This is a genomic window from Cryobacterium sp. M91 (assembly GCF_002929615.1).
Taxonomy (GTDB): Bacteria; Actinomycetota; Actinomycetes; order Actinomycetales; family Microbacteriaceae; genus Cryobacterium; species Cryobacterium levicorallinum.
Genome location: NZ_PJJT01000091.1, coordinates 47,597 through 69,905 on the forward strand (window position 1 = coordinate 47,597; position 22,309 = coordinate 69,905).

Genomic DNA, 22,309 nt, shown 5'->3' on the forward strand with positions numbered 1-22,309 from the left:
TCGTCAGAGGCTGTCTCGTCAACGGCTGTTCGGGCACACGAAGAGGCCTCAGTCTTTCGACTGAGGCCTCTTCGTTACTCCGATTTAACTTAGTGGCTACTCAAAGCCGGTTCCTCGAACTGGTTGCTCGTGTTGTTTACGCCGCCAGCCTTCAGCGCGGCTTCGCCGGCGAAGTACTCCTTGTGGTTGTCACCCAGGTCGGAGCCCGACATGTTCTGGTGCTTGACCGTGGCGATTCCCTCACGGATTTCGCGACGCTGCACGCCCTTGACGTAGGCGAGCATGCCCTGGTCGGCGAAGTAGCCCTTGGCCAGGTCATCCGTCGAGAGTGCGGCCGTGTGGTAGGTCGGCAGGGTGATGAGGTGGTGGAAGATGCCAGCCTCTTTCGAGCTATCGCGCTGGAAGGTGCGGATCTTCTCGTCGGCGTTCACGGCCAGTTCGGTCTCGTCGTAGTCGACGCTCATGAGCTTGGCACGGTCGTAAGCGGAGACGTCCTTACCCTCGGCGAGGAGTGCGTCGTAGGCCTGCTGACGGAAGTTCAAGGTCCAGTTGAACGACGGGCTGTTGTTGTAGACCAGCTTGGCGTTCGGAATGACCTTGCGCACCTCGTTCATCATGCCCGCAATCTGGCCGATGTGCGGCTTCTCGGTTTCGATCCAGAGCAGGTCGGCACCGTTCTGCAGCGACGTGATGCTGTCGAGCACGCAACGCGCCTCGCCGGTTCCGGCGCGGAACTGGAACAGGTTGCTGGCCAGGCGCTTCGGGCGAAGCAGCTTGCCATCGCGCTTGATGACGACGTCGCCGTTGCCGAGGTCGGCTTCGGTGATCTCGTCAACGTCGAGGAAGGAGTTGTACTGGTCGCCCAGGTCGCCGGGCGTGTACGTCACGGCAAGCTTCTGCGTGAGGCCGGCACCGAGCGAGTCGGTGCGCGAGACGATGATGCCGTTCTCGATACCGAGCTCGAGGAACGCATAGCGAACCGCGTTCAGCTTGGCGATGAAGTCTTCGTGAGGAACGGTGACCTTGCCGTCCTGGTGGCCACACTGCTTCTCGTCCGACACCTGGTTCTCGATCTGAATGGCGCAGGCGCCAGCCTCGATCATTTTCTTGGCCAGAAGGTAGGTGGCTTCGGGGTTACCGAAGCCAGCATCGATGTCGGCGATGATCGGCACAACATGGGTCTCGAAGTTGTCAATCTGCACCTGGATCGCAGCTGCCTTGGCGTCGTCGCCAACGATGCGGGCGTTGTCGAGGCCGGTGAAGAGCAGGTCGAGCTCGCGGGCGTCGGCCTGGCGGAGGAAGGTGTAGATCTCCTCGACGAGAGCGGGAACGGTCGTCTTCTCGTGCATGGACTGGTCGGGGAGCGGACCGAATTCGCTGCGCAGCGCCGCAACCATCCAGCCGGACAGGTATAGGTAGCGCTTGTTGGTGGTCTTGAGGTGCTTCTTGATCGAGATCATCTTCTGCTGGCCGATGAAGCCGTGCCATACACCGAGCGACTGGGTGTAGATGGAGGAATCTCCGTCGTACTCCCCCATGTCCTTGCGCATGATGTCGGCCGTGTACTGCGCGATCTCCAGGCCGGTCTTGAAACGGTTCTGGGCACGCATGCGGGCGACAGACTCCGGGTTGATGGCGTCCCAGCTGCTTCCAACCTGCTGTTTGAGGGCTTCGATGGCCGCGATGTCTTTCCGGTAGACAGTCATGTTAATTCCTTCGACGTGTGAGTTGGGCTGAGCCGGAACTTCTGACTCAACGAGCCGCTATCGGCTGATAAACCCAGATTGGCGCAAGAACAGTGAGTCTTTCCCAAGAAAGTCGAGAGAATAAATGCGATTCTTCTGCAATTGAAAAGTTATTCACGGAGTTGGGTGTTCTCGGGGGCATCTCCGGGCACGACGATGACCAGCCGGCACCTGGGGCACCGATGGCACTCTTCCAGACCGTCAGCGGTGTCGACGCCGTCCGGGATCATCTCGGTGCCGCAGGCCGGGCAAGCGGGACCGTCGTCGTCAAAGTCCTTCATCACACAGGCGATTTCAGGCCGGCGCCGCACAGCGGCACGACCACGGACTCGGCCGTGAGCAGGCTCGCGGCCACCGCCCAGGTGGGGCTGGCTTTGTCGAACGTCGAATCAACGGCGGCGCGCACGGCAGCGAAGCAGACAGCCGAGGTCGGCTCGACGAAGAGTCCCTCATCGGCCAATTCCTGGCGCGCGCCCGCGGTTTGCCGGTCACTGACGGAAACGATCGTGCCACCGGTGGCACGCACGGCGGACAGAATCTGCCGGCCCCGGGGAGGCGCCGCGATGGCGATACCCTCGGCGATCGTGGCGCCGCCGTCAACCGCCGCGGGCATCGCGAATCCCTGCGCCATGGCCTGTTCCAGCGGCGAACAAGCGGATGCCTGCACCGCGACAATCCGCGGCATCCGCTCGGCGAGACGAGCGGCGACCAGTTCGCTGAAGGCGAGGTAGCAGCCGAGCACCAGTGTGCCGTTGCCGACCGGAACCACCACCGTCTCGGGCAGCGAGCGCCCGCGCTGTTCCCAGATCTCATAGCCGTACGTTTTCACGCCGTGCACAAAGTACGGGTGATAGACGTGGCTCGCGTACATGACGCCGGGTCGGCCCGCTGCCCGCAGGGCCGCCGCGGAGGTATCCGCGCGCGAGCCGGGTACCAGCTCGACCGTGGCGCCGTGCGCCCGCATCTGCGCGAATTTGCCGGGCGAGGTGGATTCGGGAACGTAGACCGTACAGCCGATGCCGGCCCGCCCGAAATAGGCGGCCATCGCCGTGCCGGCGTTTCCGCTGCTGTCGACCATGGCGTTGGTCACACCGAGCCGTTGGGCGAGGGTCGCGAGCAAGACCGCGCCGCGGTCTTTGAACGAGAGCGTCGGCAGCAGAAAGTCGAGTTTGAGCTGTACGTGGGCGAGAGCGCGGGACGGCACGAGGGGCGAAAAGCCCTCTCCCAGGGTGATCGCCGGGTCGACGGCGATCGGCAGCGCCTCGGCATAGCGCCAGAGTGAGGGGGCGCGGCCGGGCAGCGCCTGGGCATCCACTTTAATGTCGAATTCGGCGACGTCGAGTAGGCCGCCGCAGGTGCAGCGCCAGACCAGGCTCGCGACCGGATAGACGGCGGCGCACTCGGAGCAGACAAGGTCAGGCATCCCTCGATGCTAGCTGCCCCGCCGTCAGCTGCCGGTGGTGAACCTCCAGATGCTCGTCGAGACGGGGTTGCCGGCCAGATCACGCACGGCACTGCTGCCGCCGGTGACCGTGACGGTGACGTTGGTGGTGGCGGCCAAGGTGTTGCCCGGGTTCAGAATCCACTGATTCGTTGTGCCGCTTCGGGAGACGACGGCGGCGATCGCAGCGCCGGTCGCGGTGTTCTTCAGCCTGAAAGTGGATGCCGCCACCCCCGCCATTCCCTCGCTGAACGTCACCGAGACACTCGCGGTGCGGCTGGCACCCGTCGCCCCGCTGGCGGGAGTGCGCGTGGTGATCGTCGGCGCTGGGCCGGTCGTGAAGCTCCAGCTGGTTGACACCAGCGGTGTGCCCGTCGCGTCACGGATTGCTGCGGCCCCGCCGGTGAGGCTGACGCTGTATTTGGTGTCCGGCGCGAGGGTCGCGGTCGGATTGAGCGTCGCGACCCGGGTGGTCGCGTTGTAGCTGACCGCGGCGGAGAGAACCGTGCCGGCCGGATTCTTCACCCGCATCGTTGTCGTCGACACCCCCTGCACGGCTTCGCTGAAGGTTGCGGTCGCGTTGGCGGTCTGCGCGACCCGGGTGGCCAGGCTGACCGGTGGTTTCGCCGTGACGGTCGGCGGGACCTCCGCCGCCACGATCGGGCTTAGAAAACCGCTCCTGGCGGTGTTCCAGTGCGTGGCCAGGTAGTTCGACGCGGGCGGCGTGCCCGAGAAATAGTAGTCCTCGTCGTGACAGTCGATGGCCCATTCGGTGCCCGGGCAGGTGAAGGTCAGGGTGCCGCCCGCGGCGAAGTGCGGCCCGCCGTCGTCGTAACACATGAGGTCGGCCTCGTCGTAGCAGTGGCCGGCCTGGCTGGAATGCGGCGCCGAGTACTGCACCGCCCCGATATTGTGGCCGATTTCGTGGACGATCACGAGCAGGTCCAGGTAGGCCGACATCGAATAGCGCGGCCGGGTGTCGTTGTTGGCGTTCAGCGCGGGATTCGGCTGGTCGTCGATCGAGAGCTCACCCTGACCCCCGTAGGGATAGACATCCTGAATCTGATCGATATAGGTGATGTACAGACGATCATTGGCGATGAAGTCGACCGGTCCCAGCCCGAATGCGACCTGATTTTGCAGGCTCCAGACGTAGTCGTTGAAGTCGTAGGTGGCGTCGGATCCGACCGGCAGCAGGGTCACGTTGCGCACCGTGACGTCGACGCCGTTGGTGCACAAAAAGCGGTAGTTCTGGCTGGTAGCGGCATCCGCTGCCTCGAGATTGTTGTTCACTTGCCGCATCACGTCACGCAGGGGGGCCAACATTGTTGCGTACCGGTTGGTGCGATCCTGCGGAACCCCGTAGATCACCTCGATGCGCGTACCACTCACACCGCCGGCGCTGCACAGTGCGGTCAGCTCAGAGGCCGGTGCGGCGGGAACGCTCTCTTCTGCCGCAGCGGCTGTCTGTTTCAGCCTGGCCGCGCCGCCGAACGCCTCGACCGGGTCGGGTCCGTGGCTGCACAGGAGGGTCTTGGCGACCGTGATCTTGAGCTTGGCGCACAGTTTGGCCAGATCGGGGGCGGTCTGCACTGTGGTCTGCACTGCTGTCGGCGTTGTGACGGCGTCGGCGGCATTGGCTGGCAGCGGTGCAAACGCGGTGACGAAAATGGCACCCAACGCGAGCACGGCGAGACTACGGCGAATAATGCGGGACGGCTTCGGAGCGCGAACAAATGTCATCTTCGTGTCCTTCCGGTGCTGGCCACGATTCGACCCCAACGATAATGCGGTTCGCCCACCCCTTCAAGGGCCGGCGCGCCATAGTGTGGGAGCCATGATGGTTCACCGCTACTGGCGCATCGCGCTGGTTGCGCCCGTGATCGGGTTCCTCCTCGGTGCCGCCGTGGTGGGAGTGATGTCCTTGGGCAGTAACCCCCAGGCGCGAGCCGGCCAGACGATCGAAGGCGTCGTGCGGGCGATTCTGGGCTTCGGTGCCGTCGGCCTGGTCGTCAGCATCGCCGCGCTGGTCGGCGGCGTCGTTCTGGTTGGCGGCCTCGACCGGCACCTCGCAAAATCGTCGGGTGCGCGCACCGCCCTGGCCTCCCTCGGTGCGGCCGGTGGCGTGCTGATTCTCGGAATCGTGTTCGCCACCGTGCAGGGGATAATCGGAGCGGGCTGGGCGTACCTCATCATCACCTTCACCGTGGCGCTCGCTACCGCGGCGGGGATCGCGGCAGCGTTTCTGGTGCACCGGGCTGAGCGACGAAGCGAGCGCACCCGGCCAGAGCGGCTGGAGCATCCGCTGCCCAGCGCCTGGGTCGATTTCTAGAATGCCGGTGCGAACCGTCGCAACGTAGGGTGGGCACATGATAGTTCGGCGCTACTGGCGCATCGCGGTGTTCGCACCGATCGTGGGGTTTCTGATAGCGGCCTGCGTCGCAGTCGTCATGACCGACGCCGGCAGCGGTGAAACCGAGTTTCGGTTCTGGTTTGTCGTGCGTTCCATGGCGAATTATGGCGTGATCGGCCTCGTTATCGGGGCGGTCGCTTTGCTGGGCGGTCTCGTGGCGGTGGCGATTGCTGATCGAAAGCTCACTAAATCGCGGCGCCTGCGCACGACAGCGGCCGCATTGGGCGCGATGGGCGGTGTGGTGTTGCTGTCCCTGACGATCGCCGCAGTCTTGACGATGCTGGACGACGGACTGTATGCGGGCATCACCATCGCCTTCGGCGTGGCCTTTGGCGCGGCGGCAAGCGTGGTGGCGGCCGTGATGGTGCTCTACGCGGATCGTCACACCCGCTAGGCCGCAGCAAACCGCTTCTGCGAGCGCGCTTTGGCGTTCTCGGCCTCGATTTCCCGGTTTTTCGGCGGTGCGGAGCTCACCAGATCTTCGAGCAGGTGCCGAGAGATGCGCGCTATCTCGTGCACGGCCAGCTCAAAGGCTTCTTCGTTCGCCTTCGACGGATGAGTGGGCTGGGCCGAGTTCTGCGGCCGGCACATTCTGGTCGACGCGGGCGTGTTCGTGCCGCGTGGCCGAACCGAGTTCCTGGTCGAGCAGACCCTGGCGCTGTGTCCACCCGAGGCAGTCATCGTTGATCGCTGCTGCGGATGCGGCAGCGAACGGGTGGCGAGCTGATCGCGTTCCCCGGGCAGGTCGACGGCCCTCTCTCGCTGCACGATGGTGGGCGTCGACGACAGCACGATGACGCGCTCGGCCAGGTACACGGCCTCGTCGATGTCGTGCGTGACGAACAGGGTCGTGATCTTCACGTCGCGCAGTGCTTCGAAGCTGGTGCCGCGACAGGCCAACCGCGGCGGCAAACTCAGGGCCGAGCGAAGCGTAGTTCTGGATAATCTCCCGAACAGCGTCTTCATTAGCGGATGCATACGCAAACAATTCCGCGAGCGCCGCCCGGAAACTCGTGACGAGGTGAGGGTTGGTCTGGGTGCAACAAACGCTGAGCTCCTCCGACATGGTCGGGGAGGTTACTGAATCAGGTACTGGCTGACAACGACGCACAGGCGTTCAAAATGAAACTTCATTGTCAATCTATGAAAAGTAACGGCCAGTGCCAAACAATGTCAAGGTCTCGTCAGATGGTAATGATCACGTTACCTGAGCGAAACATCCGCTCCACAGGCTGACTGTGCACTCATTGCGAGCACCGGACCGGCGTTCAACCGACAGTGATGACTGAATTCTCTTGTCATCTAATGAAATAAGTGTTTTACTAAATGCAATTGTGAGTGGCATGGAAACACGAGGAGCTTGACATGAGCGCAGTACCCGGCAAACCAGACACGACCACGCGAACGGCCGAGCGTGCCCTCGCTCTGCTCAGCGTCGTCTGCGAGCGAGGCTCACTCACCCTCGGTGAAGCCGCGAAAGCGGTCGATCTCTCCGCCAGCACAGCACTTCGCCTCTTGCGCACCCTCGAGGCAGCCACTTTTATTCGCCGTGACGACGAGGGCTCCTACCGCCCAGGAGTGGCGATCGTGCAGCTCGGCGTACTCGCCCTGAGTCAGGAATCACTCGTGGCGCTCTGTCGCGATCCGATGACGCGAATTGTCGAACAAACCGGAGAATCCGCGTATCTGAGCATCCCGGCCCCGGGACGACAGGGCCTCTACGTGGCCATTGTCGAAGGAACCCACTCCGTTCGGCACTCGAATTGGGTGGGCCGCAAGTTTCCCCTTGACTCGAGCGCCTCGGGGAAGGCCCTGCAGGGCGGCACCGGTGACACCGGCTACTGCGTCGTGAGTGACGGTGTAGAGCGTGACGTCACGGCAATAGCGGTACCGATCAGCGTCGGCGACCGCATCGTGGGCGCCCTCAGTGTGGTCGTTCCGAGCTACCGCATCACCACGTCAAGTATCGAACGTATCGGCCAGCTCTTGCTCGGCGAAGCGCGCCAGCTCTACGCCCGCTGATCACCCTGAAACTTTCCCGCACCATCCACTGCCCCGCCAGAACAAGGGAGCCCCACCTATGACTCACACCTCGTCGCACCCGACCACCCACACCCCACGCCCCGTTCGCGCCGCCCGCGGCACCGAACTGACCGCGAAGAGCTGGCAGACCGAGGGCCCGCTGCGCATGCTCATGAACAACCTCGACCCCGAGGTTGCCGAGCGCCCCGACGACCTCGTCGTCTACGGCGGAACCGGCAAAGCCGCCCGCAACTGGGAGTGCTACGACGCGATCGTGCGTACCCTCGAAACCCTCGAGAAAGACGAAACCCTGCTCGTACAGTCGGGCAAACCGGTCGGCGTGTTTCGCACCCACGAATGGGCGCCGCGGGTGCTGATCGCCAATTCCAACCTCGTCGGCGACTGGGCCACCTGGCCGGAGTTTCGCCGACTCGAGCACCTGGGGCTCACCATGTACGGGCAGATGACCGCTGGATCGTGGATCTACATCGGCACTCAGGGCATTCTGCAGGGTACTTACGAAACCTTCGGCGCCGTGGCCACCAAGAAGTTCAACGGCACCCTGGCGGGCACGCTGACCCTCACCGGCGGGGCCGGCGGCATGGGCGGCGCGCAGCCGCTCGCCGTCACCATGAACGACGGCGTTGTGCTCATTGTCGACGTCGACCCGGCGCGGTTGCAGCGCCGCGTCGATCACGGTTACCTCGACGAAATGACCGACGACATCGACGACGCCATCGCCCGGGTGCTCGCGGCCAAGGCGGAACTCCGCGCTCTGTCGGTGGGTCTGGTCGGCAATGCCGCGACCGTGTTCGCCGAATTGCTCTCCCGCAAAGTGCCGATCGATATCGTGACCGACCAGACCAGCGCGCACGACCCGCTCTCCTACCTGCCCGAGGGCGTCACCGTCGAGGAATGGCACAGCTACGCGGCCGAAAACCCGGAGGAGTTCACCGTGCGCGCCCGCGCCGCCATGGCCAAGCAGGTCAAAGCGATGGTCGAATTTCAGGATGCCGGTGCCGAGGTCTTCGACTACGGCAACTCGATTCGGGCCGAGGCGAAGCTCGGCGGCTACGAGCGGGCGTTCGAGTTTCCGGGGTTCGTGCCCGCCTACATTCGCCCGCTGTTCGCCGAGGGCAAGGGCCCGTTCCGCTGGGTGGCCCTCTCCGGCGACCCGGCCGACATCGCCGCCACCGACAAGGCCATTCTGGAGCTGTTTCCGAACGACGCCGGGCTGCACCGCTGGATCACCAAGGCCGAAGAAAAGGTGCAGTTCGAGGGCCTACCGGCCCGCATCTGCTGGCTCGGCTATCAGGAACGCCACCTGGCCGGGCTCAAATTCAACGAGATGGTCGCCTCCGGCGAGCTGCGCGCCCCGATCGTGATCGGCCGCGACCACCTCGACTCCGGCTCGGTCGCTTCGCCCTACCGTGAGACCGAGGGTATGTTGGACGGCTCCGACGCGATCGCCGACTGGCCGCTGCTGAACGCGCTGCTCAACACCGCCTCCGGCGCGACCTGGGTCTCCATTCACCACGGCGGCGGGGTCGGAATCGGCCGCAGCATTCACGCCGGGCAGGTCATCGTCGCCGACGGCACCCCGCTGGCCGCGGAGAAGATCGCGCGTGTGCTCACCAACGACCCGGGCACCGGAGTGATGCGGCACGTCGACGCCGGCTACGAGCGGGCCAAGGAAGTGGCCCGCGACCGCGGCCTGCGTGTGCCCATGTGGGAGGACTAAACGTGCTCGCCGGTCTCGCCGAGATCGCCGAGGTCGGCCGCGACCACCGGCGCGGCGGGTACTCCCGCCATCTCTGGCAGGTGGCCGACCTCGAACTGCGCTCCTGGTTCGTCGAACGCGCCGAACGGCTCGGCCTGCAGGTCGAAACCGACCGCAACGGCAACCTCTGGGCCTGGTGGGGTCAGCCAGGACCGGATGCGGTCGTCACCGGCAGCCACCTCGACTCCGTTCCCGGCGGCGGCGCCTACGACGGGCCGCTCGGCGTGATCTCTTCGCTCGAGGCCATCGGCCGGCTGCAGGCGAGCGGGTTCGTGCCGACCCGGCCGTGCGCGGTGCTGATGTTCGCCGAAGAAGAGGGCTCCCGTTTCGGCATCGCCTGCCTCGGCTCGAGGCTGCTCACCGGAGCGATCGACGCCGATCAGGCCCGCGCCTTGACCGACCGTGACGGCGTCACGCTGGCCGAGGCCGCCCGGAAAGTTGGTGTCGACCCGGCGCACCTCGGCGTTGACCTCGTTGCACTAGAACGCATCGGACTGTTCATCGAACTGCACGTCGAACAGGGCCGCGGCCTGATCGACCTCGACCAGCCGGTGGCCGTGGCATCATCGATTCTGGCCCACGGTCGCTGGCGCCTCACCGTCACCGGCCAGGGTAATCATGCCGGCGCGACCACCATGATCGAGCGCCGCGACCCGATGGTCGCGACTGCCCAGGCCATCGTGGGTGTGCAGGCCGCCGCTCTGGGTCGCCCGGGAACCCGGGCGACGATCGGCCGCATCGAAGCGATCCCCGGCGGAACCAACGTTATCGCCAGTTCGGTGCACGCCTGGCTCGACGCCCGCGCCGAGACCGACGAAGAAACCCGCCTGCTCGTGGCCGACATTGCAGCCCGCGCCCAGCAGGCCGCCCAGCAGAACGGATGCTCCGCCACCCTCACCGAGGAATCCTGGGCCGGCGCCGTGCAGTTCACCCCCGGCTTGCGCGAGCGGTTCGCGCAAGCGCTCGGCCAGGTGCCGCAACTGTCGACCGGAGCCGGCCACGATGCCGGCGTGCTCGCCGCCCACGTGCCGAGCGCAATGCTGTTCGTGCGCAACCCGACCGGAATCTCCCACGCGCCGGAGGAATTCGCCGAAGCCGCGGACTGCGTGGCCGGCATCGACGCGCTCGAACTGCTGCTGAGGGATCTGCTATGAGCAACTTCTGGTGCGAAACCCTGCTGATCGACGGGGTCGCCGTGACCGGGGTGAGGGTCGAGGTCGACGATCACGGTCGCATCTCTCGGGTTCAGATTCACGGGGCGGAGGCCGCGGACATCCGTTTGGGAACGGTGCTTCCGGGGTTCGGTAATGCGCACTCGCACGCGTTTCACCGGGCCTTGCGCGGCCAGACCCACACCGAGGGTGGCGATTTTTGGATTTGGCGCGAGCGGATGTACCGGGTCGCCGCGCAGCTCGACCCCCTGAAGTACCAGGCGCTGGCGACGGCGGTGTTCGCCGAGATGCTCGTGAGCGGCTACACCGCCGTCGGTGAGTTTCACTACGTGCATCACCGCGCGAATGGCGAACCGTATGAGACGGAGCACGCCATGGAACTGGCGCTTGCGGCGGCGGCGCGGGCCGTCGGCATCCGTTTGGTGCTGCTCGACACGGTGTATCTGCAGGGCGGATTCGGGCAGGAGTTGGCACCCGAACAGCGGGCGTTTGGCGACTTTGACGCGGCGGGCTGGCTGGCCCGATGGCACTCGCTGCGCGCAGCACTGGGGAACGACGACCTCGTGACGCTCGGCGCCGCGCTGCACTCGGTGCGTGCCGTCACGCCCGAGGCGATGCGTGAAGTGCTCGCCGGGTTGCCGGCGGACGTTCCGCTGCACGTGCACCTGTCGGAGCAGCCGCAGGAGAACGCGGATTGCCTCGCGGCGTATGGCCTGACCCCGACCGGTGTGCTCGATTCGCTCGGCGCCCTCGGACCGCGACTGAGTGTGGTGCACGCAACGCATCTGAGCGACGCGGACCGCGCGCTGCTCGGCGACGCCGGCGTGACCGTCGTAATGTGCCCGACCACCGAGGCCGATCTCGGCGACGGAATCGGTCCGGCGCTCGCCCTGGCCGAGGCGGGCTGCCCGATTGCCCTAGGCTCCGATCAGCACGCCGTCATCGACCCGTTTTTGGAGATGCGCGGATTGGAAATGGGCGAGCGGCTGGCCTCGCGACAGCGCGGACGCTTTGCCCCGACCGCCCTGCTCACCGCGGCCACGAGCGCCGGTTATGCCTCGCTCGGGCTCGGCCGTCTCACGATGCGCGAGGGCGACCCGTGCGATCTGGTCGAGATCAGCACCGCCGGCGTGCGCACGGTCGGATCGTCTGTCGAGCAGCTTCCGCTGACCGCGACCGCCTCCGATGTGCTGCGGGTCATCGTGGGCGGGCAGGTCGTGGCCGATGGAGGTCGGCTGGTCGGCGGCGCGCGGCCGTCGGAGCTGATGGCCGACGCGCTTGGAAGGCTCGGCGAATGAGCGGCACCGAGCTCATCACCGGAATCGGTGAGCTGACCACGCACGATGAGTCCGGCGAGCGTCGGCACGACGCGGCACTCGTGATCGGCGACGGCCGCATCCTCTGGATCGGTGCGGCCAGCCAGGCTCCGGCTGCCGATCGTCGAACGGATGTCGATGGCCGCGCCGTTCTGCCCGGTTGGGTCGACTCGCACACCCACCTCGTCTTTGGCGGCGACCGTTCGGCAGAGTTCGAAGCCCGCATGGCCGGCCAGAAGTACGCCGCCGGCGGCATCAACACGACCGTCGCCGCAACCCGCGCGGCGTCCGAGGAGCAGCTTGTAGCCACAGCGCTGGGCCTGCGCCACGAAGCCGAAACGCAGGGCACCACCTTTCTCGAGACCAAAACCGGCTATGGGCTCGACGTGGACAGTGAAGCGCGGTCGGCCCGGGCCGCCGCCCGTGTCGCCGACGTCGTCAGCTATCTCGGCGCCCACATCGTGCCGACCGGGCTGGATCGTCGCGACTACCTCGACCTCGTCACCGGGCCGATGCTCGCCGCGGTGCTTCCCTACGTGCAGTTCATCGACGCGTTCTGCGAGCAGGGCGCGTTCGACGTGGAAGAAACGCGGGAGGTGCTGCTGGCCGGCCGGGCCGCCGGCCTCGGGCTGCGCGTGCACGGCAACCAGCTCGGCTTCAGTGGCGGCGTGCGGCTGGCCGCTGAACTCGGCGCGCACAGCGTTGACCACTGCAACTACCTGGAGCCATCCGATATCGACGCACTGGCGGCGTCGGCCACGGTCGCCACGCTGCTACCGGCCTGCGACCTGTCCACCCGGCAACCGTTTCCGCCGGCCCGCCAGCTGTTCGACGCCGGTGTGACCATCGCCCTGGCGACCAATTGCAATCCAGGCACCTCGTACACCACGTCAATGCCGTTCTGCGTGGCGACCGCCGTGCTGCAGATGGGGCTGACCGTGACCGAGGCGGTCTGGGCGGCGACCCGTGGTGCGGCCGCGTCGCTCGGCCGCGATCAGGGAACGGATGCCGTCGGCTCGCTGCGGGTCGGCGGCCTGGCCGACCTGCAGGTTCTGAACGCCCCGTCGATCTCGCACCTGGCCTACCGCCCCGGCGTGCCGCTGACCGCAAACGTCTGGAGACGGGGAGTGCGGGTGGCCTGAACCGCGAAAGCGAGAAAATAGCTGCTTCAGCACACCCGAAGCAACCTTTTTCCCGCTCTAGCGAGACGCGGCAAACTACGCTGGGGGGATGACCTCTGGCCCGATCACCCCTCCCCTGGCAACCAAGAAGCCGCAACGCCGCGAGCACCACAACGACGTCTACGTCGACGATTACGAGTGGTTGCGCGACAAGGACAGCCGCGAGGTCATCGCCCACCTCGAGGCCGAAAACAGCTACACCGCGGCCCGCACCGCCACCCAGGAACCACTCCGGCAGCAGATTTTCACCGAGATCAAGAACCGCACCCAGGAGACCGACCTGAGCGTTCCGGTGCGTCGCGGCGCCTTCTGGTACTACACCCGGACGGTCGAGGGCCAGGAATACGGCATCCACTGTCGCGCACCGATCAGCGGCCCGGATGACTGGGCGGCGCCCGTGCTCGGCACCAACCAGAGCGTGCCCGGCGAGCAGATCCTGCTCGACGACAACGTCGAAGCAGCCGGCCACGAGTTCTTCTCGCTCGGCAGCTTCGACCTCAGCGACGACGGCACTCGGCTGCTCTACGCCGTCGACGTGGAGGGCGACGAACGCTACACGATTCGGGTGCGCACCATCGCGACCGGCGAGAACCTGCCAGACACGATCGAAAACACGAGCGCCGGCGCCCTGTTCGACCCGAGCGGACGCTACCTCTTCTACACCACCGTCGACGACGCCTGGCGCCCGGACACCGTATGGCGGCACGAAATCGGTGCCGCTGAAGTCGCTGACGCCAGCATCTTTCACGAGCCCGACGAACGATTCTGGGTGGGCGTCGGCATCACCCGCAGCCGCAAATTCCTCATGATCGAGGCCGGATCCAGCGTCACGACCGAATCGTGGGTGCTCGACGCGAGCAACCCCACCGGCGACTTCGCCGTGGTCTGGCCGCGCCAGGACAACGTGGAATACGATGTCGAGCACGCCGTGATCGCCGCGGAAGACCGCCTGCTGATCGTGCACAACGGCGGCGCGGCCGTCAATTTCGAACTGGTCAGCGTCGCAGCCGCAGACCCGCAAGGCGAAAAGCGGATGCTGCTGCCGCACGACCCGCAGATCCGGCTGGAAAGCGTCGATGCCTTCGCCGACTTTCTCGTCGTGGAGTACCGCCGCGACGGCCTCACCCGCCTCGCCATCGACCGACACGACGCGAGCGGCCTGACCGAGCTCGACTTCGACGAACCGTTGTTTGCCGTCGGTTCAGCCGGCAACCCGGAGTGGACCCAGCCGACCCTGCGGTTTGGCTTCACGAGCTTCATCACCCCGCCAACGGTCTACGACCTCTTCGTCGCGACCGGCGAACGACGCCTGCTCAAGCAGCAGCCCGTGCTCGGCGGCTACGATCCGGCGCTCTATGAGCAGCGCCGCGAGTGGGCGACCGCCGAGGACGGTACCCGGGTGCCGATCTCGCTGGTCTACCGCCGCGACCTCGTTACGCCCGGAACCCCGGCGCCGACCCTGCTCTACGGCTACGGATCCTACGAGCACAGCATCGACCCCGGCTTCGGCATCGCCCGGCTCAGCCTGCTCGACCGCGGCATGATCTTCGCCATCGCGCACGTGCGCGGCGGCGGCGAACTCGGCCGCACCTGGTATGAAACCGGTAAAACCACGACCAAGCGCAACACCTTCACCGACTTCGTGAGCTGCGCCCGGCACCTCATCGACGCAGGCTTCACCACCCCGGCCCGGCTGGTCGCCGAGGGCGGCAGCGCCGGCGGACTGCTCATGGGTGCCGTCGCCAACCTCGCGCCCGAGCTGTTCGCCGGCATCCTCGCCGAGGTGCCGTTCGTCGATGCGTTGACCTCGATTCTCGACCCGTCACTGCCGCTGACCGTGATCGAGTGGGACGAATGGGGTGACCCGTTGCACGACGCCGCGGTGTACGCCTACATGAAGTCCTACTCCCCCGTCGAGAACGTGCGGAACGTCGCCTACCCGGCGATTCTCGCCGTGACCAGCCTGAACGATACCCGGGTGCTCTATGTGGAGCCGGCCAAATGGGTGGCCAAGCTGCGCGAGGTGGGAGCGGATGCCCTGCTCAAGACCGAAATGTCAGCCGGCCATGGAGGAGTCTCCGGTCGGTACAGTGCCTGGCACGAACGCGCGTTCAACTACGCCTGGGTGCTCGACACCGCCGGCCTGAACATGCCCGAGAGCTAGAAATGTCAGAGGGCACCCCAGCATGGAAGCGGCTGGTGCTGCCAGGGGAACCGCCGGCATCCGCTGGTCTGCGCATCGGCAATTTTGGGCAGCCGAGACCGCTGGCTACGGGACTGAAAGTGCCGATGGGGCTGCAGTTCGAGCTGCGCGAGCAGACTCCGCGCACCAACGACCGCTGGCGCGGTCCGACCGCTAAACCGGTGAAGGCGCTCGTGGCCGGGCACGGCGACTATCGGCTCGGCGTTCGGCCGGTCATCCACAATGCGCAGGGCAACTGGGTGCGCAGCAACGTCACCTGGAGCCACCTCACTTTTCAGCTCAACCGGTTCAACCTCGACCCCGAACACCACCGCTGGATCTCCCAGTTCGCCGCCCTGTACAAGGCCGTGCGCGAGGTTTACACGAGCCAGGAAACCGACTGGATCTACCTCGACAACTTCACCAGCCCGCTGCTGTGGCCGCTGCTGCGCGAGGCCGAGCAGCTCGGCATCGGCTTCGTCGGCAACAAAAAAGACGTCGTCGTACGCATCGGTTCGCTCGCCGAAATCAGCCTCGACGCCTCGCAAACGGATGCTGCCGGCCCGCTGCTCCTGCAGTCCCGCCTGCAGATCGACGGCGTCGACCATCCGCTCGAGGCCGCCGGAGTCATCGCCGGCCACGGTATCTACAGCGTGCGCTTCGGCACGCCGACCGTGTTCACGCTCGCCCCGGCCGCCGGCCCGCTGAGCGGCGAACAGCGTCACCTGGTCGGGCAGGTCGAGGCGGCGAGCGTTCCCGCCGAAGACACGGTCGAGTTTCTCGGCACGGTCTACCCGGCCCTGCAGCGCACGGTCGCGGTCACCAGCATGGATTCCTCGGTGCGCTTTCCCGCGGTAATGCCCGACGACTTTGAGCGCACCGAAACGCCCCACCTCGTGATCACGACGGTCGAGACCGACCAGCGCGACTGGTTCGACCTCGGCGTGATCGTCACGGTCGGCACGATCACGGTGCCGTTCGGCCCACTGTTCAAGGCCCTCGCGAAGGGGCAGACCCGCCTGAAACTGGTCGACAACAGCTATCTCTCGCTGCAGAGCCCTGAGTTCGAGCAGCTGCACGAGCTCATCAACGAGGCCCGCGCGCTGCACGAATGGGAGACCGGCCTGCGCATCAGCCGCTATCAGGCCAGCCTGTGGAGCGATTTTGAGGATCTCGCCGATGAGACCGTTCCGGCCGTGTCGTGGCGAGCGGCCGCCGCCGGTCTGAAAGATCTGACCGGGATCGACCCGGTCGACCTCCCCGCTGGCGTGCACGCGACCCTCCGGCCATACCAGCAGGAGGGGTTCGCCTGGCTCGCCTTCCTCTGGAAGCACCAGCTCGGCGGGGTGCTCGCCGACGACATGGGGCTCGGCAAGACCCTGCAGACCCTCGCGCTGCTGGTGCACGCGCGCGACTCGAGGCCGTTTCTGGTGGTGGCGCCGACATCCGTTGTCATGAATTGGCTGAACGAAGCCACCCGGTTCGCTCCCGGGCTGCGGATACGCACGGTGACGGCGACCGAGGCCAAAAGCCGCACGCAGCTCGCGGATGCCGCCGCCGACGTCGACGTGCTCGTCACCTCCTACGCTCTGTTCCGTCTCGACTTCGACGCATACCAAGCCCTGAATTGGGCCGGCCTCATCCTCGACGAGGCGCAGTTCGTGAAGAACCGCACCAGCCGCGCCTACGCCTGCGCAAAAGAGCTGAACACACCGTTCAAACTGGCGATCACGGGCACTCCGCTGGAGAACAACCTGATGGACCTGTGGTCGCTGTTCAGCATCGTCGCACCCGGCTTGTTCGCGTCCGCGCGCAAATTCACCGAGAACTACGTGCGGCCGGTGACCCTTGGATCGAGCCCGGAGCGGCTCGCCAAGCTGCGCCGGCGCATCCGCCCGCTGATTTTGCGCCGCACCAAAGAGGTCGTCGCCCGCGATCTACCGCCGAAACAGGAACAGGAACTGCCAATCGCGCTGAACCCGGCGCACCAGAAGCTCTACGACACGTTCCTGCAGCGCGAACGGCAGAAACTGTATGGGCTGATCGAGGACCTCGACAAGAACCGCTTCATTATTTTTCGCTCACTCACCCTGCTGCGACTGCTGAGCCTCGACGCCTCGCTGGTCGATCAGAAGTATGCCGGCGTGCGCTCCAGCAAGCTCGACGCCCTGTTCGAGCAGCTCGACGACGTCATCGCCGAGGGGCACAAGGCCCTGATTTTCAGCCAGTTCACGTCGTTTCTGAAGCTCGCCGCCGCCCGGCTGGACGCTCTGGGCGTTCCGTACTGCTACCTCGACGGGTCGACGCTACGGCGCAGCGAGGTGATCGACCGGTTCAAGAGCGGCGCGACCCCGGTGTTTCTGATCAGCCTGAAAGCCGGTGGCTTCGGCCTCAACCTCACCGAAGCCGACTATGTTTTTCTGCTCGACCCCTGGTGGAATCCGGCGACCGAGGCGCAGGCCGTTGACCGCACCCACCGCATCGGCCAAACCCGCAACGTCATGGTCTACCGGATGGTCGCCACCGGCACGATCGAGGAGAAGGTGATGGCGCTCAAGGCCCAGAAGGCACAGTTGTTCAGCGCGGTGCTCGACGACGACGCCCTGTTCAGCACCGCGCTGACCGCCGACGACATTCGCGGCCTGCTCGAGCCCTGACCGCCGCCCCTGGTCAGAGCGTCACCGCCACTTCCGTTGGCCGGCCCGGAAGAAAGCCGGCGGGAGAGGCTAGACGTCGCTTGAGGCTGACCACAGGTTGATGCCGTTGTCGACGGCATGCACGTCGATCGCGGTCAACTCCGCAGCGCTGAACTCGAGGTTCTGCAGAGCTCCCACGTTCGTTTCGAGCTGGGCGACCGACGATGCGCCGACGAGCGCGCTGGTCACTTCGGAGTTGCGCAGGACCCAGGCCAGGGCCATCTGGGCGAGCGACTGACCGCGCTCGACGGCGATCTCGGTCAACGCCCGGATGTGCACGAGCGCCTCGGTGCTCACCATGGACTTCTTGGCCGAACCCTCCCGCGCGACGCGGGAGTCCGAAGGGATTCCCCCGAGGTAGCGGTCGGTGAGCAGCCCCTGCGCCAGCGGCGAGAACGCAATGCAACCCGCTCCGATGTCTTCGAGGGTATCGAGCAGATCGCCCTCAACCCACCGGTTGAACATGGAGTACGAGGGCTGGTGAATCAGCAGCGGTGTGCCGAGGTCGGCCAAAATCGCCGCGGCCTGGCGGGTGCGCTCCGGCGAGTACGAGGAGATCCCGGCATACAGGGCGCGGCCACTCGTGACGGCGGTGTGCAGCGCGCCCATCGTCTCTTCGAGCGGGGTGTCTGGATCGGCGCGGTGGGAGTAGAAGATGTCAACGTAGTCGACGCCCATGCGGCCTAGCGACTGGTCGAGGCTCGAAAGCAGGTACTTGCGGCTGCCGAAGTTTCCGTAGGGGCCCGGCCACATGTCGTAGCCAGCCTTGGTCGAGAGCACGACCTCGTCACGGTGGGCGGCGAAGTCTTCGCGGAACAACTGACCGAAGTTCGTTTCGGCTGAGCCGTACGGGGGGCCATAGTTGTTGGCGAGGTCGAAGTGGGTGATGCCGAGGTCGAAGGCCCGGCGCAGAATGGCCCGCTGCGTTGCGAGCGGCTTGTCATCGCCGAAATTCTGCCACAGTCCGAGGGAAATGGCGGGAAGTTTGAGGCCGCTGCGTCCGACGCGACGGTAGGGCATGGACTCATATCGAGAGTCATTGGGAAGATAAGTCATTCGATTATTCTTCCACTTCCAGGCCACGCCACGCCACGCCAGAGGCTTGTACGAAAGCTCGCCTGCGAATCAGTGCGCCGCTTCAGTGTCAGCCCAATCGGGTTTGATGTGTTCGCGCAGGTACTCGGCGAACCCCGCCGGGGCTCGGCCGACGCGTCGTCCCGAGGTCAGCACCGGAATCAACGCCGTGCGTGCCTCGGCGACCCCCAGTTCACGCAGGGCTGCCACGAGAAGCCTGTCTTCATCGCAATCGACCGGCGCAAATTCGCCGGCGGCCAGGTACAGATCAGCCCGCACGCCCAGATTGCCTCCGTGAACGTGCGGATGCCCCTCACCGATCATGTGCAGGGACTCCCAGTTCACCAGCTCGTGGGCGGCCAGGTCGTCGTCGGGAAGCACCGTTCCGAGCACCAGATCGACACCGTTGCGGGCAAACGCCAACTGTGTGATCAGCCAGTTCGGCGGCACGGCCGAGTCCGCGTCGGTGCTGGCGATCCAGATTCGCTCGGCTTGGCCATCACCCACAGCGGATGCCGCCGCACCCGACGCCGAGACCGCTTCCAGCCGGCGCAGCGCGCGCTGCACACCGAACCGACGCGCCACGCCGACGGCGCCGGCCTCAATTTCAACTCGGTCGAAGTCGGGCCAGAGTGCGGCGACTCGGGCCGATAAATCGGTGCACTGGTCCAGGACCAGCAGCACCGACACCGCTGGGCGGTCCGGCTGCGGCAGCACGGTGAGCGCGTCGATCGCCACGGCGAGTGCTGCCAGGGCGCGCGGCAGCAGGACCTCCTCGTTGCACACCGGCACCACGATGGTCACGAATTCGGGGCTCGACGGACTTGTTTGTACGCTCACGGCACGAGGCCGTCGCGCTGCGCGACCGAGAGTGCGGGCCGGGGTTCATACACCTCGAGCACGAAGTCGCGTTCGAGGTGATGCACGGTGCGCTGCAGCCCGACCACGTGGGTGAGCTGCGTGTGCACAGCATCGCCAGTGAGGGGACACTCCGCTACCGGGTGTCGCCAATGGCAGGCCACCAGAACCCCGTCGGGGGCGAGGCTGGCCCGGCAGCGCTCGAGCAGTCGCCGCAGGTCGGCACTGGAACAGTAATATCCGACCTCGGACAGCACAATCAGGTCGAACTCCCCCTCCGGCCAGTCCGCCGGAACCGTTCGCCGCTCAAACCTCACGCCGGGCTGGCCGGCGAGTCGCGCTCGTGCAATGCTGAGCGGCTGTTCGATCAGATCAATGCCGAGCACGGTGTCACACCGTTCGGCCAGCTCGGCCGTGAGCACACCGTTCGAGCAGCCGAGTTCGAGGGCTGCGCCGAAGCGCTGCCGGGGCAGCGCCGCGATCAGAGCGGCTCGTTTGCGCTTCTCGTACCAGCGGGTCTCGAACCCCCACGGATCCGGACCCGAGGAATAGATCGAGTCAAAGTACCCGGTCGTGACCGTGTGATTCGGGTCGGCGGGTGCGGGGGCATCCGTTTGCGGGCGCGCTGGCGCTCCTCCGGATTTTTTCACGGTCACCTCGATGAGGGTCTCGAAGGTGCGCGTGAAATGTTCCTGAAAACCGGCCGGTAGGATCGCTTCGTCGCCGAACGAATCCGACAACGGGCCGACCTGACTGCGATGCAGCGCCAGAGCGCGCGCCTTGGCCTTGCGCTCGGTCGGCAGCAGATCAAAGACGCGCACGGTGGCGTCCGACCAGATGGGGGCATCCGGGTTTGACCAGTGCCAGGCCCAGATCGGGTAGTCGAACAGGCGGGCGCTGCGTTCTCGTGCGGCTCGGTCTGCGGCCGCGCTGGCTGCCGCATGATCCGGATGCTCATCGGCTCGCCACGGTGCCACCACCCAGGTCGACGCGTCCACGTCGCCGATCGCCTCGATGATCGCCCCGGCGGCCAGGTCGATGTGCTCGGCGAGTTTGCCGTCGGGGAGCTCGAGCAGGTGCACCTGCGCGTTCGGTGCCAGGTGTGCGAGAGCATCCGTCACTTCGATGCGGCGAATCTGGGCGAGTCGGGCCAGGTCGTGGGTCGGGGAGCTCGGGTGAGACGCCTCGCCGTTGCTGAGTACGATGACCACGATCGGCACGTCGAGCCCCGCAACGTGCGCGATCAATCCGCCAACGCCGAGGCTTTCGTCGTCCGGATGCGCCGCGACCACGACGAGACGGCCGAGCCCGTCCGTGCTCAGCGCGGCGAACCGGTCTGGCCAGTTCGCTGCCTCCCAGCTCTTCTCTGGTGTTCCGCCATCGAGGTTGTTGAATGTCACCACGGTGCACTCCCCTTCGTTACGAGCATGCGTCCCAACGCAGCGTCATCGTGCTCGGCATGGTGCTGGCGTACGTACAGCTGCAGATCGGCGACCCGCTGCGCGTGCCGATCGTTCAGGGCCAGCGGCGCCGGTCCGAGGGCATGCCCGATATGGAATATGACGTCTTCGGCCGCGCGGGCGACGATCCCGCGAACCCGGGCGGCCAGGAGGGAACCGGCCGGTCCGTCGGCCTCGCCGGCATCGATCGCGGCCGCGGCCGCGGCCAGTGCCGTCGCCGCAGTGGTCACTGCCACGTCGACAGCGCCGAGATGGGCGAGCGCAATCTGGTCGGGGGCGCGCCCCTGGGTCGAGTCGTAGAGGGTGCGCGCCAGGCCGACGGCACCGCCGCACCACACGGCGGCGACTCCGATACCGCCCCACGCGAACCCAGGCCGGCGCAGGTACCAGCCCGCATCACCAACCGCATCGGCCCCAACACCGTCGAAATCGACCGGGCCGCTCGTCACCTGCGGCAGGCCGCGGGCGATCCACAGCTCGTCATGTACCGTAATGCCGGCCTGCCGCAGGTCGACGGCGAACAAGCGTCTGCCGTGGTCGCCGACGTGGGCGGTGACCAGCGCGTGAGTCAGCAGTCCCGCGAGGGAACACCACGGCTTGGTGCCGTCGAGCCGCCAGCGGTCGCCCTCTGGCGTCGCTGTGAGCACGGTGCCGGCGGTCTCCGCGGCGAACACGCCCCAGGTGTGATCGGACTGGGCGTCCTGGCCGGCCTGGGCGAGAATCGCCCGCGCATCGAGGTGCGCCTCGGCCACTCGTGCTGCCGTGAGGTCGGCCAACGCGAGCGTGCACAGCGTGTCGAACAGAACGGCCGTTTTTCCCTCCCCCGGGCGGGGAACGGATGCGAGACCGCTCGCCAGTGCAGTCGCCCGCTGCGCGTCACCGTTGACCTCTAACGCAGCGGCACTGAGCGGGCCCGGTGGAAGCTGCGATTCAAGCCTCATCACTCCCCCTCGACCCACGCGGCATCAA

Annotated in this window: 16 protein-coding genes and 2 pseudogenes; 9 read left to right on the forward strand and 9 right to left on the reverse strand. The window is 66.3% G+C overall.

The annotated features are described in order from the left end of the window. Positions 1 to 89 precede the first annotated feature (89 nt). From CXY80_RS17555 to CXY80_RS17565, 3 genes are all read right to left on the reverse strand, one after another. Entirely contained in the window at positions 90 to 1,706 is a 1,617-nt protein-coding gene (locus CXY80_RS17555) for an isocitrate lyase (RefSeq protein ID WP_092448782.1), read from the reverse strand. Positions 1,707 to 2,025: 319 nt separating this feature from the next. Beyond that, positions 2,026 to 3,168, reverse strand: a complete 1,143-nt coding sequence (locus tag CXY80_RS17560) for a threonine synthase (protein WP_104133233.1) — start codon at positions 3,166 to 3,168, stop codon at positions 2,026 to 2,028. Between the two features lie 24 nt (positions 3,169 to 3,192). Then, a complete protein-coding gene (locus tag CXY80_RS17565) occupies positions 3,193 to 4,929 on the reverse strand; it encodes an Ig-like domain-containing protein (RefSeq protein WP_104133234.1) in 1,737 nt (578 codons plus the stop codon). A 94-nt stretch (positions 4,930 to 5,023) separates the two neighbouring features. Between CXY80_RS17565 and CXY80_RS17570 the strand changes: the two genes are divergently transcribed. Together CXY80_RS17570 and CXY80_RS17575 are read left to right on the forward strand one after the other, a co-directional pair. Further along, entirely contained in the window at positions 5,024 to 5,518 is a 495-nt protein-coding gene (locus tag CXY80_RS17570; protein WP_104133235.1) for a hypothetical protein, read from the forward strand. A gap of 37 nt (positions 5,519 to 5,555) precedes the next feature. After that, the gene (locus CXY80_RS17575; protein ID WP_104133236.1) at positions 5,556 to 5,993 is read left to right on the forward strand and encodes a hypothetical protein; all 438 of its coding nucleotides are present in this window, start codon (positions 5,556 to 5,558) and stop codon (positions 5,991 to 5,993) included. Here the strand turns inward: CXY80_RS17575 and CXY80_RS19230 are convergent. Together CXY80_RS19230 and CXY80_RS20345 are read right to left on the reverse strand one after the other, a co-directional pair. Continuing rightward, positions 5,990 to 6,160: pseudogene (locus CXY80_RS19230) on the reverse strand (DUF2277 family protein); the annotation flags it as partial. The gene CXY80_RS17575 and the pseudogene CXY80_RS19230 sit on opposite strands and share 4 nt — an antisense overlap. Before the next feature lie 141 nt (positions 6,161 to 6,301). Next, positions 6,302 to 6,454 (reverse strand): annotated as a pseudogene (locus CXY80_RS20345) (ABC transporter ATP-binding protein); the annotation flags it as partial. Positions 6,455 to 6,964: 510 nt separating this feature from the next. Here CXY80_RS20345 and CXY80_RS17590 point away from each other — a divergent pair. From CXY80_RS17590 to CXY80_RS17620, 7 genes are all read left to right on the forward strand, one after another. After that, complete coding sequence (locus CXY80_RS17590) at positions 6,965 to 7,621, forward strand: IclR family transcriptional regulator (RefSeq protein ID WP_104133237.1); 657 nt, start codon at positions 6,965 to 6,967, stop codon at positions 7,619 to 7,621. 58 nt (positions 7,622 to 7,679) lie between these two features. Further along, positions 7,680 to 9,362, forward strand: coding sequence for a urocanate hydratase (gene hutU / locus CXY80_RS17595; protein ID WP_104133238.1), 1,683 nt, complete (start codon positions 7,680 to 7,682; stop codon positions 9,360 to 9,362). Between the two features lie 2 nt (positions 9,363 to 9,364). Next, positions 9,365 to 10,555: an allantoate amidohydrolase gene (locus CXY80_RS17600; protein WP_104133239.1), complete on the forward strand. Its 1,191-nt coding sequence runs from the start codon at positions 9,365 to 9,367 to the stop codon at positions 10,553 to 10,555. Then, positions 10,552 to 11,871 carry a formimidoylglutamate deiminase gene (locus CXY80_RS17605; RefSeq protein ID WP_104133240.1) on the forward strand — a complete coding sequence of 440 codons (1,320 nt, stop codon included), beginning with the start codon at positions 10,552 to 10,554 and terminating at the stop codon, positions 11,869 to 11,871. The genes CXY80_RS17600 and CXY80_RS17605 overlap by 4 nt, the downstream gene beginning before the upstream one ends. After that, a complete protein-coding gene (gene hutI, locus CXY80_RS17610) occupies positions 11,868 to 13,031 on the forward strand; it encodes an imidazolonepropionase (RefSeq protein WP_104133241.1) in 1,164 nt (387 codons plus the stop codon). The genes CXY80_RS17605 and hutI overlap by 4 nt, the downstream gene beginning before the upstream one ends. An 88-nt stretch (positions 13,032 to 13,119) precedes the next feature. Beyond that, the gene (locus CXY80_RS17615) at positions 13,120 to 15,234 is read left to right on the forward strand and encodes a S9 family peptidase (protein WP_104133242.1); all 2,115 of its coding nucleotides are present in this window, start codon (positions 13,120 to 13,122) and stop codon (positions 15,232 to 15,234) included. A gap of 2 nt (positions 15,235 to 15,236) precedes the next feature. Further along, positions 15,237 to 17,909 carry a DEAD/DEAH box helicase gene (locus CXY80_RS17620; protein WP_104133243.1) on the forward strand — a complete coding sequence of 891 codons (2,673 nt, stop codon included), beginning with the start codon at positions 15,237 to 15,239 and terminating at the stop codon, positions 17,907 to 17,909. A 69-nt stretch (positions 17,910 to 17,978) separates the two neighbouring features. Here the strand turns inward: CXY80_RS17620 and mgrA are convergent, their stop codons facing one another. The 4 genes from mgrA to CXY80_RS17640 form a co-directional block, all read right to left on the reverse strand. Further along, positions 17,979 to 19,004 carry an L-glyceraldehyde 3-phosphate reductase gene (mgrA, locus tag CXY80_RS17625; RefSeq protein WP_104133244.1) on the reverse strand — a complete coding sequence of 342 codons (1,026 nt, stop codon included), beginning with the start codon at positions 19,002 to 19,004 and terminating at the stop codon, positions 17,979 to 17,981. A gap of 69 nt (positions 19,005 to 19,073) precedes the next feature. Beyond that, positions 19,074 to 19,862 carry a glycosyltransferase family 2 protein gene (locus CXY80_RS17630; protein WP_104133245.1) on the reverse strand — a complete coding sequence of 263 codons (789 nt, stop codon included), beginning with the start codon at positions 19,860 to 19,862 and terminating at the stop codon, positions 19,074 to 19,076. Further along, a complete protein-coding gene (locus CXY80_RS17635; protein ID WP_104133246.1) occupies positions 19,859 to 21,283 on the reverse strand; it encodes a PIG-L family deacetylase in 1,425 nt (474 codons plus the stop codon). Before CXY80_RS17635 ends, CXY80_RS17630 begins: the two co-directional genes overlap by 4 nt. Beyond that, complete coding sequence (locus CXY80_RS17640; RefSeq protein WP_104133247.1) at positions 21,277 to 22,281, reverse strand: acyl-CoA dehydrogenase family protein; 1,005 nt, start codon at positions 22,279 to 22,281, stop codon at positions 21,277 to 21,279. Before CXY80_RS17640 ends, CXY80_RS17635 begins: the two co-directional genes overlap by 7 nt. Between the last annotated feature and the right edge of the window lie 28 nt (positions 22,282 to 22,309).

What these genes read in the sequence shown, in the direction of transcription:
- mgrA (WP_104133244.1), bottom strand. Translation starts at nt 19,004, where the DNA reads ATGACTTATCTTCCCAATGACTCTCGATATGAGTCCATGCCCTACCGT.
- hutI (WP_104133241.1), top strand. Translation starts at nt 11,868, where the DNA reads ATGAGCGGCACCGAGCTCATCACCGGAATCGGTGAGCTGACCACGCAC.
- CXY80_RS17570 (WP_104133235.1), top strand. Translation starts at nt 5,024, where the DNA reads ATGATGGTTCACCGCTACTGGCGCATCGCGCTGGTTGCGCCCGTGATC.
- CXY80_RS17575 (WP_104133236.1), top strand. Translation starts at nt 5,556, where the DNA reads ATGATAGTTCGGCGCTACTGGCGCATCGCGGTGTTCGCACCGATCGTG.
- CXY80_RS17565 (WP_104133234.1), bottom strand. Translation starts at nt 4,929, where the DNA reads ATGACATTTGTTCGCGCTCCGAAGCCGTCCCGCATTATTCGCCGTAGT.
- CXY80_RS17615 (WP_104133242.1), top strand. Translation starts at nt 13,120, where the DNA reads ATGACCTCTGGCCCGATCACCCCTCCCCTGGCAACCAAGAAGCCGCAA.
- CXY80_RS17605 (WP_104133240.1), top strand. Translation starts at nt 10,552, where the DNA reads ATGAGCAACTTCTGGTGCGAAACCCTGCTGATCGACGGGGTCGCCGTG.
- CXY80_RS17640 (WP_104133247.1), bottom strand. Translation starts at nt 22,281, where the DNA reads ATGAGGCTTGAATCGCAGCTTCCACCGGGCCCGCTCAGTGCCGCTGCG.
- CXY80_RS17590 (WP_104133237.1), top strand. Translation starts at nt 6,965, where the DNA reads ATGAGCGCAGTACCCGGCAAACCAGACACGACCACGCGAACGGCCGAG.
- CXY80_RS17560 (WP_104133233.1), bottom strand. Translation starts at nt 3,168, where the DNA reads ATGCCTGACCTTGTCTGCTCCGAGTGCGCCGCCGTCTATCCGGTCGCG.
- CXY80_RS17620 (WP_104133243.1), top strand. Translation starts at nt 15,237, where the DNA reads ATGTCAGAGGGCACCCCAGCATGGAAGCGGCTGGTGCTGCCAGGGGAA.
- hutU (WP_104133238.1), top strand. Translation starts at nt 7,680, where the DNA reads ATGACTCACACCTCGTCGCACCCGACCACCCACACCCCACGCCCCGTT.
- CXY80_RS17555 (WP_092448782.1), bottom strand. Translation starts at nt 1,706, where the DNA reads ATGACTGTCTACCGGAAAGACATCGCGGCCATCGAAGCCCTCAAACAG.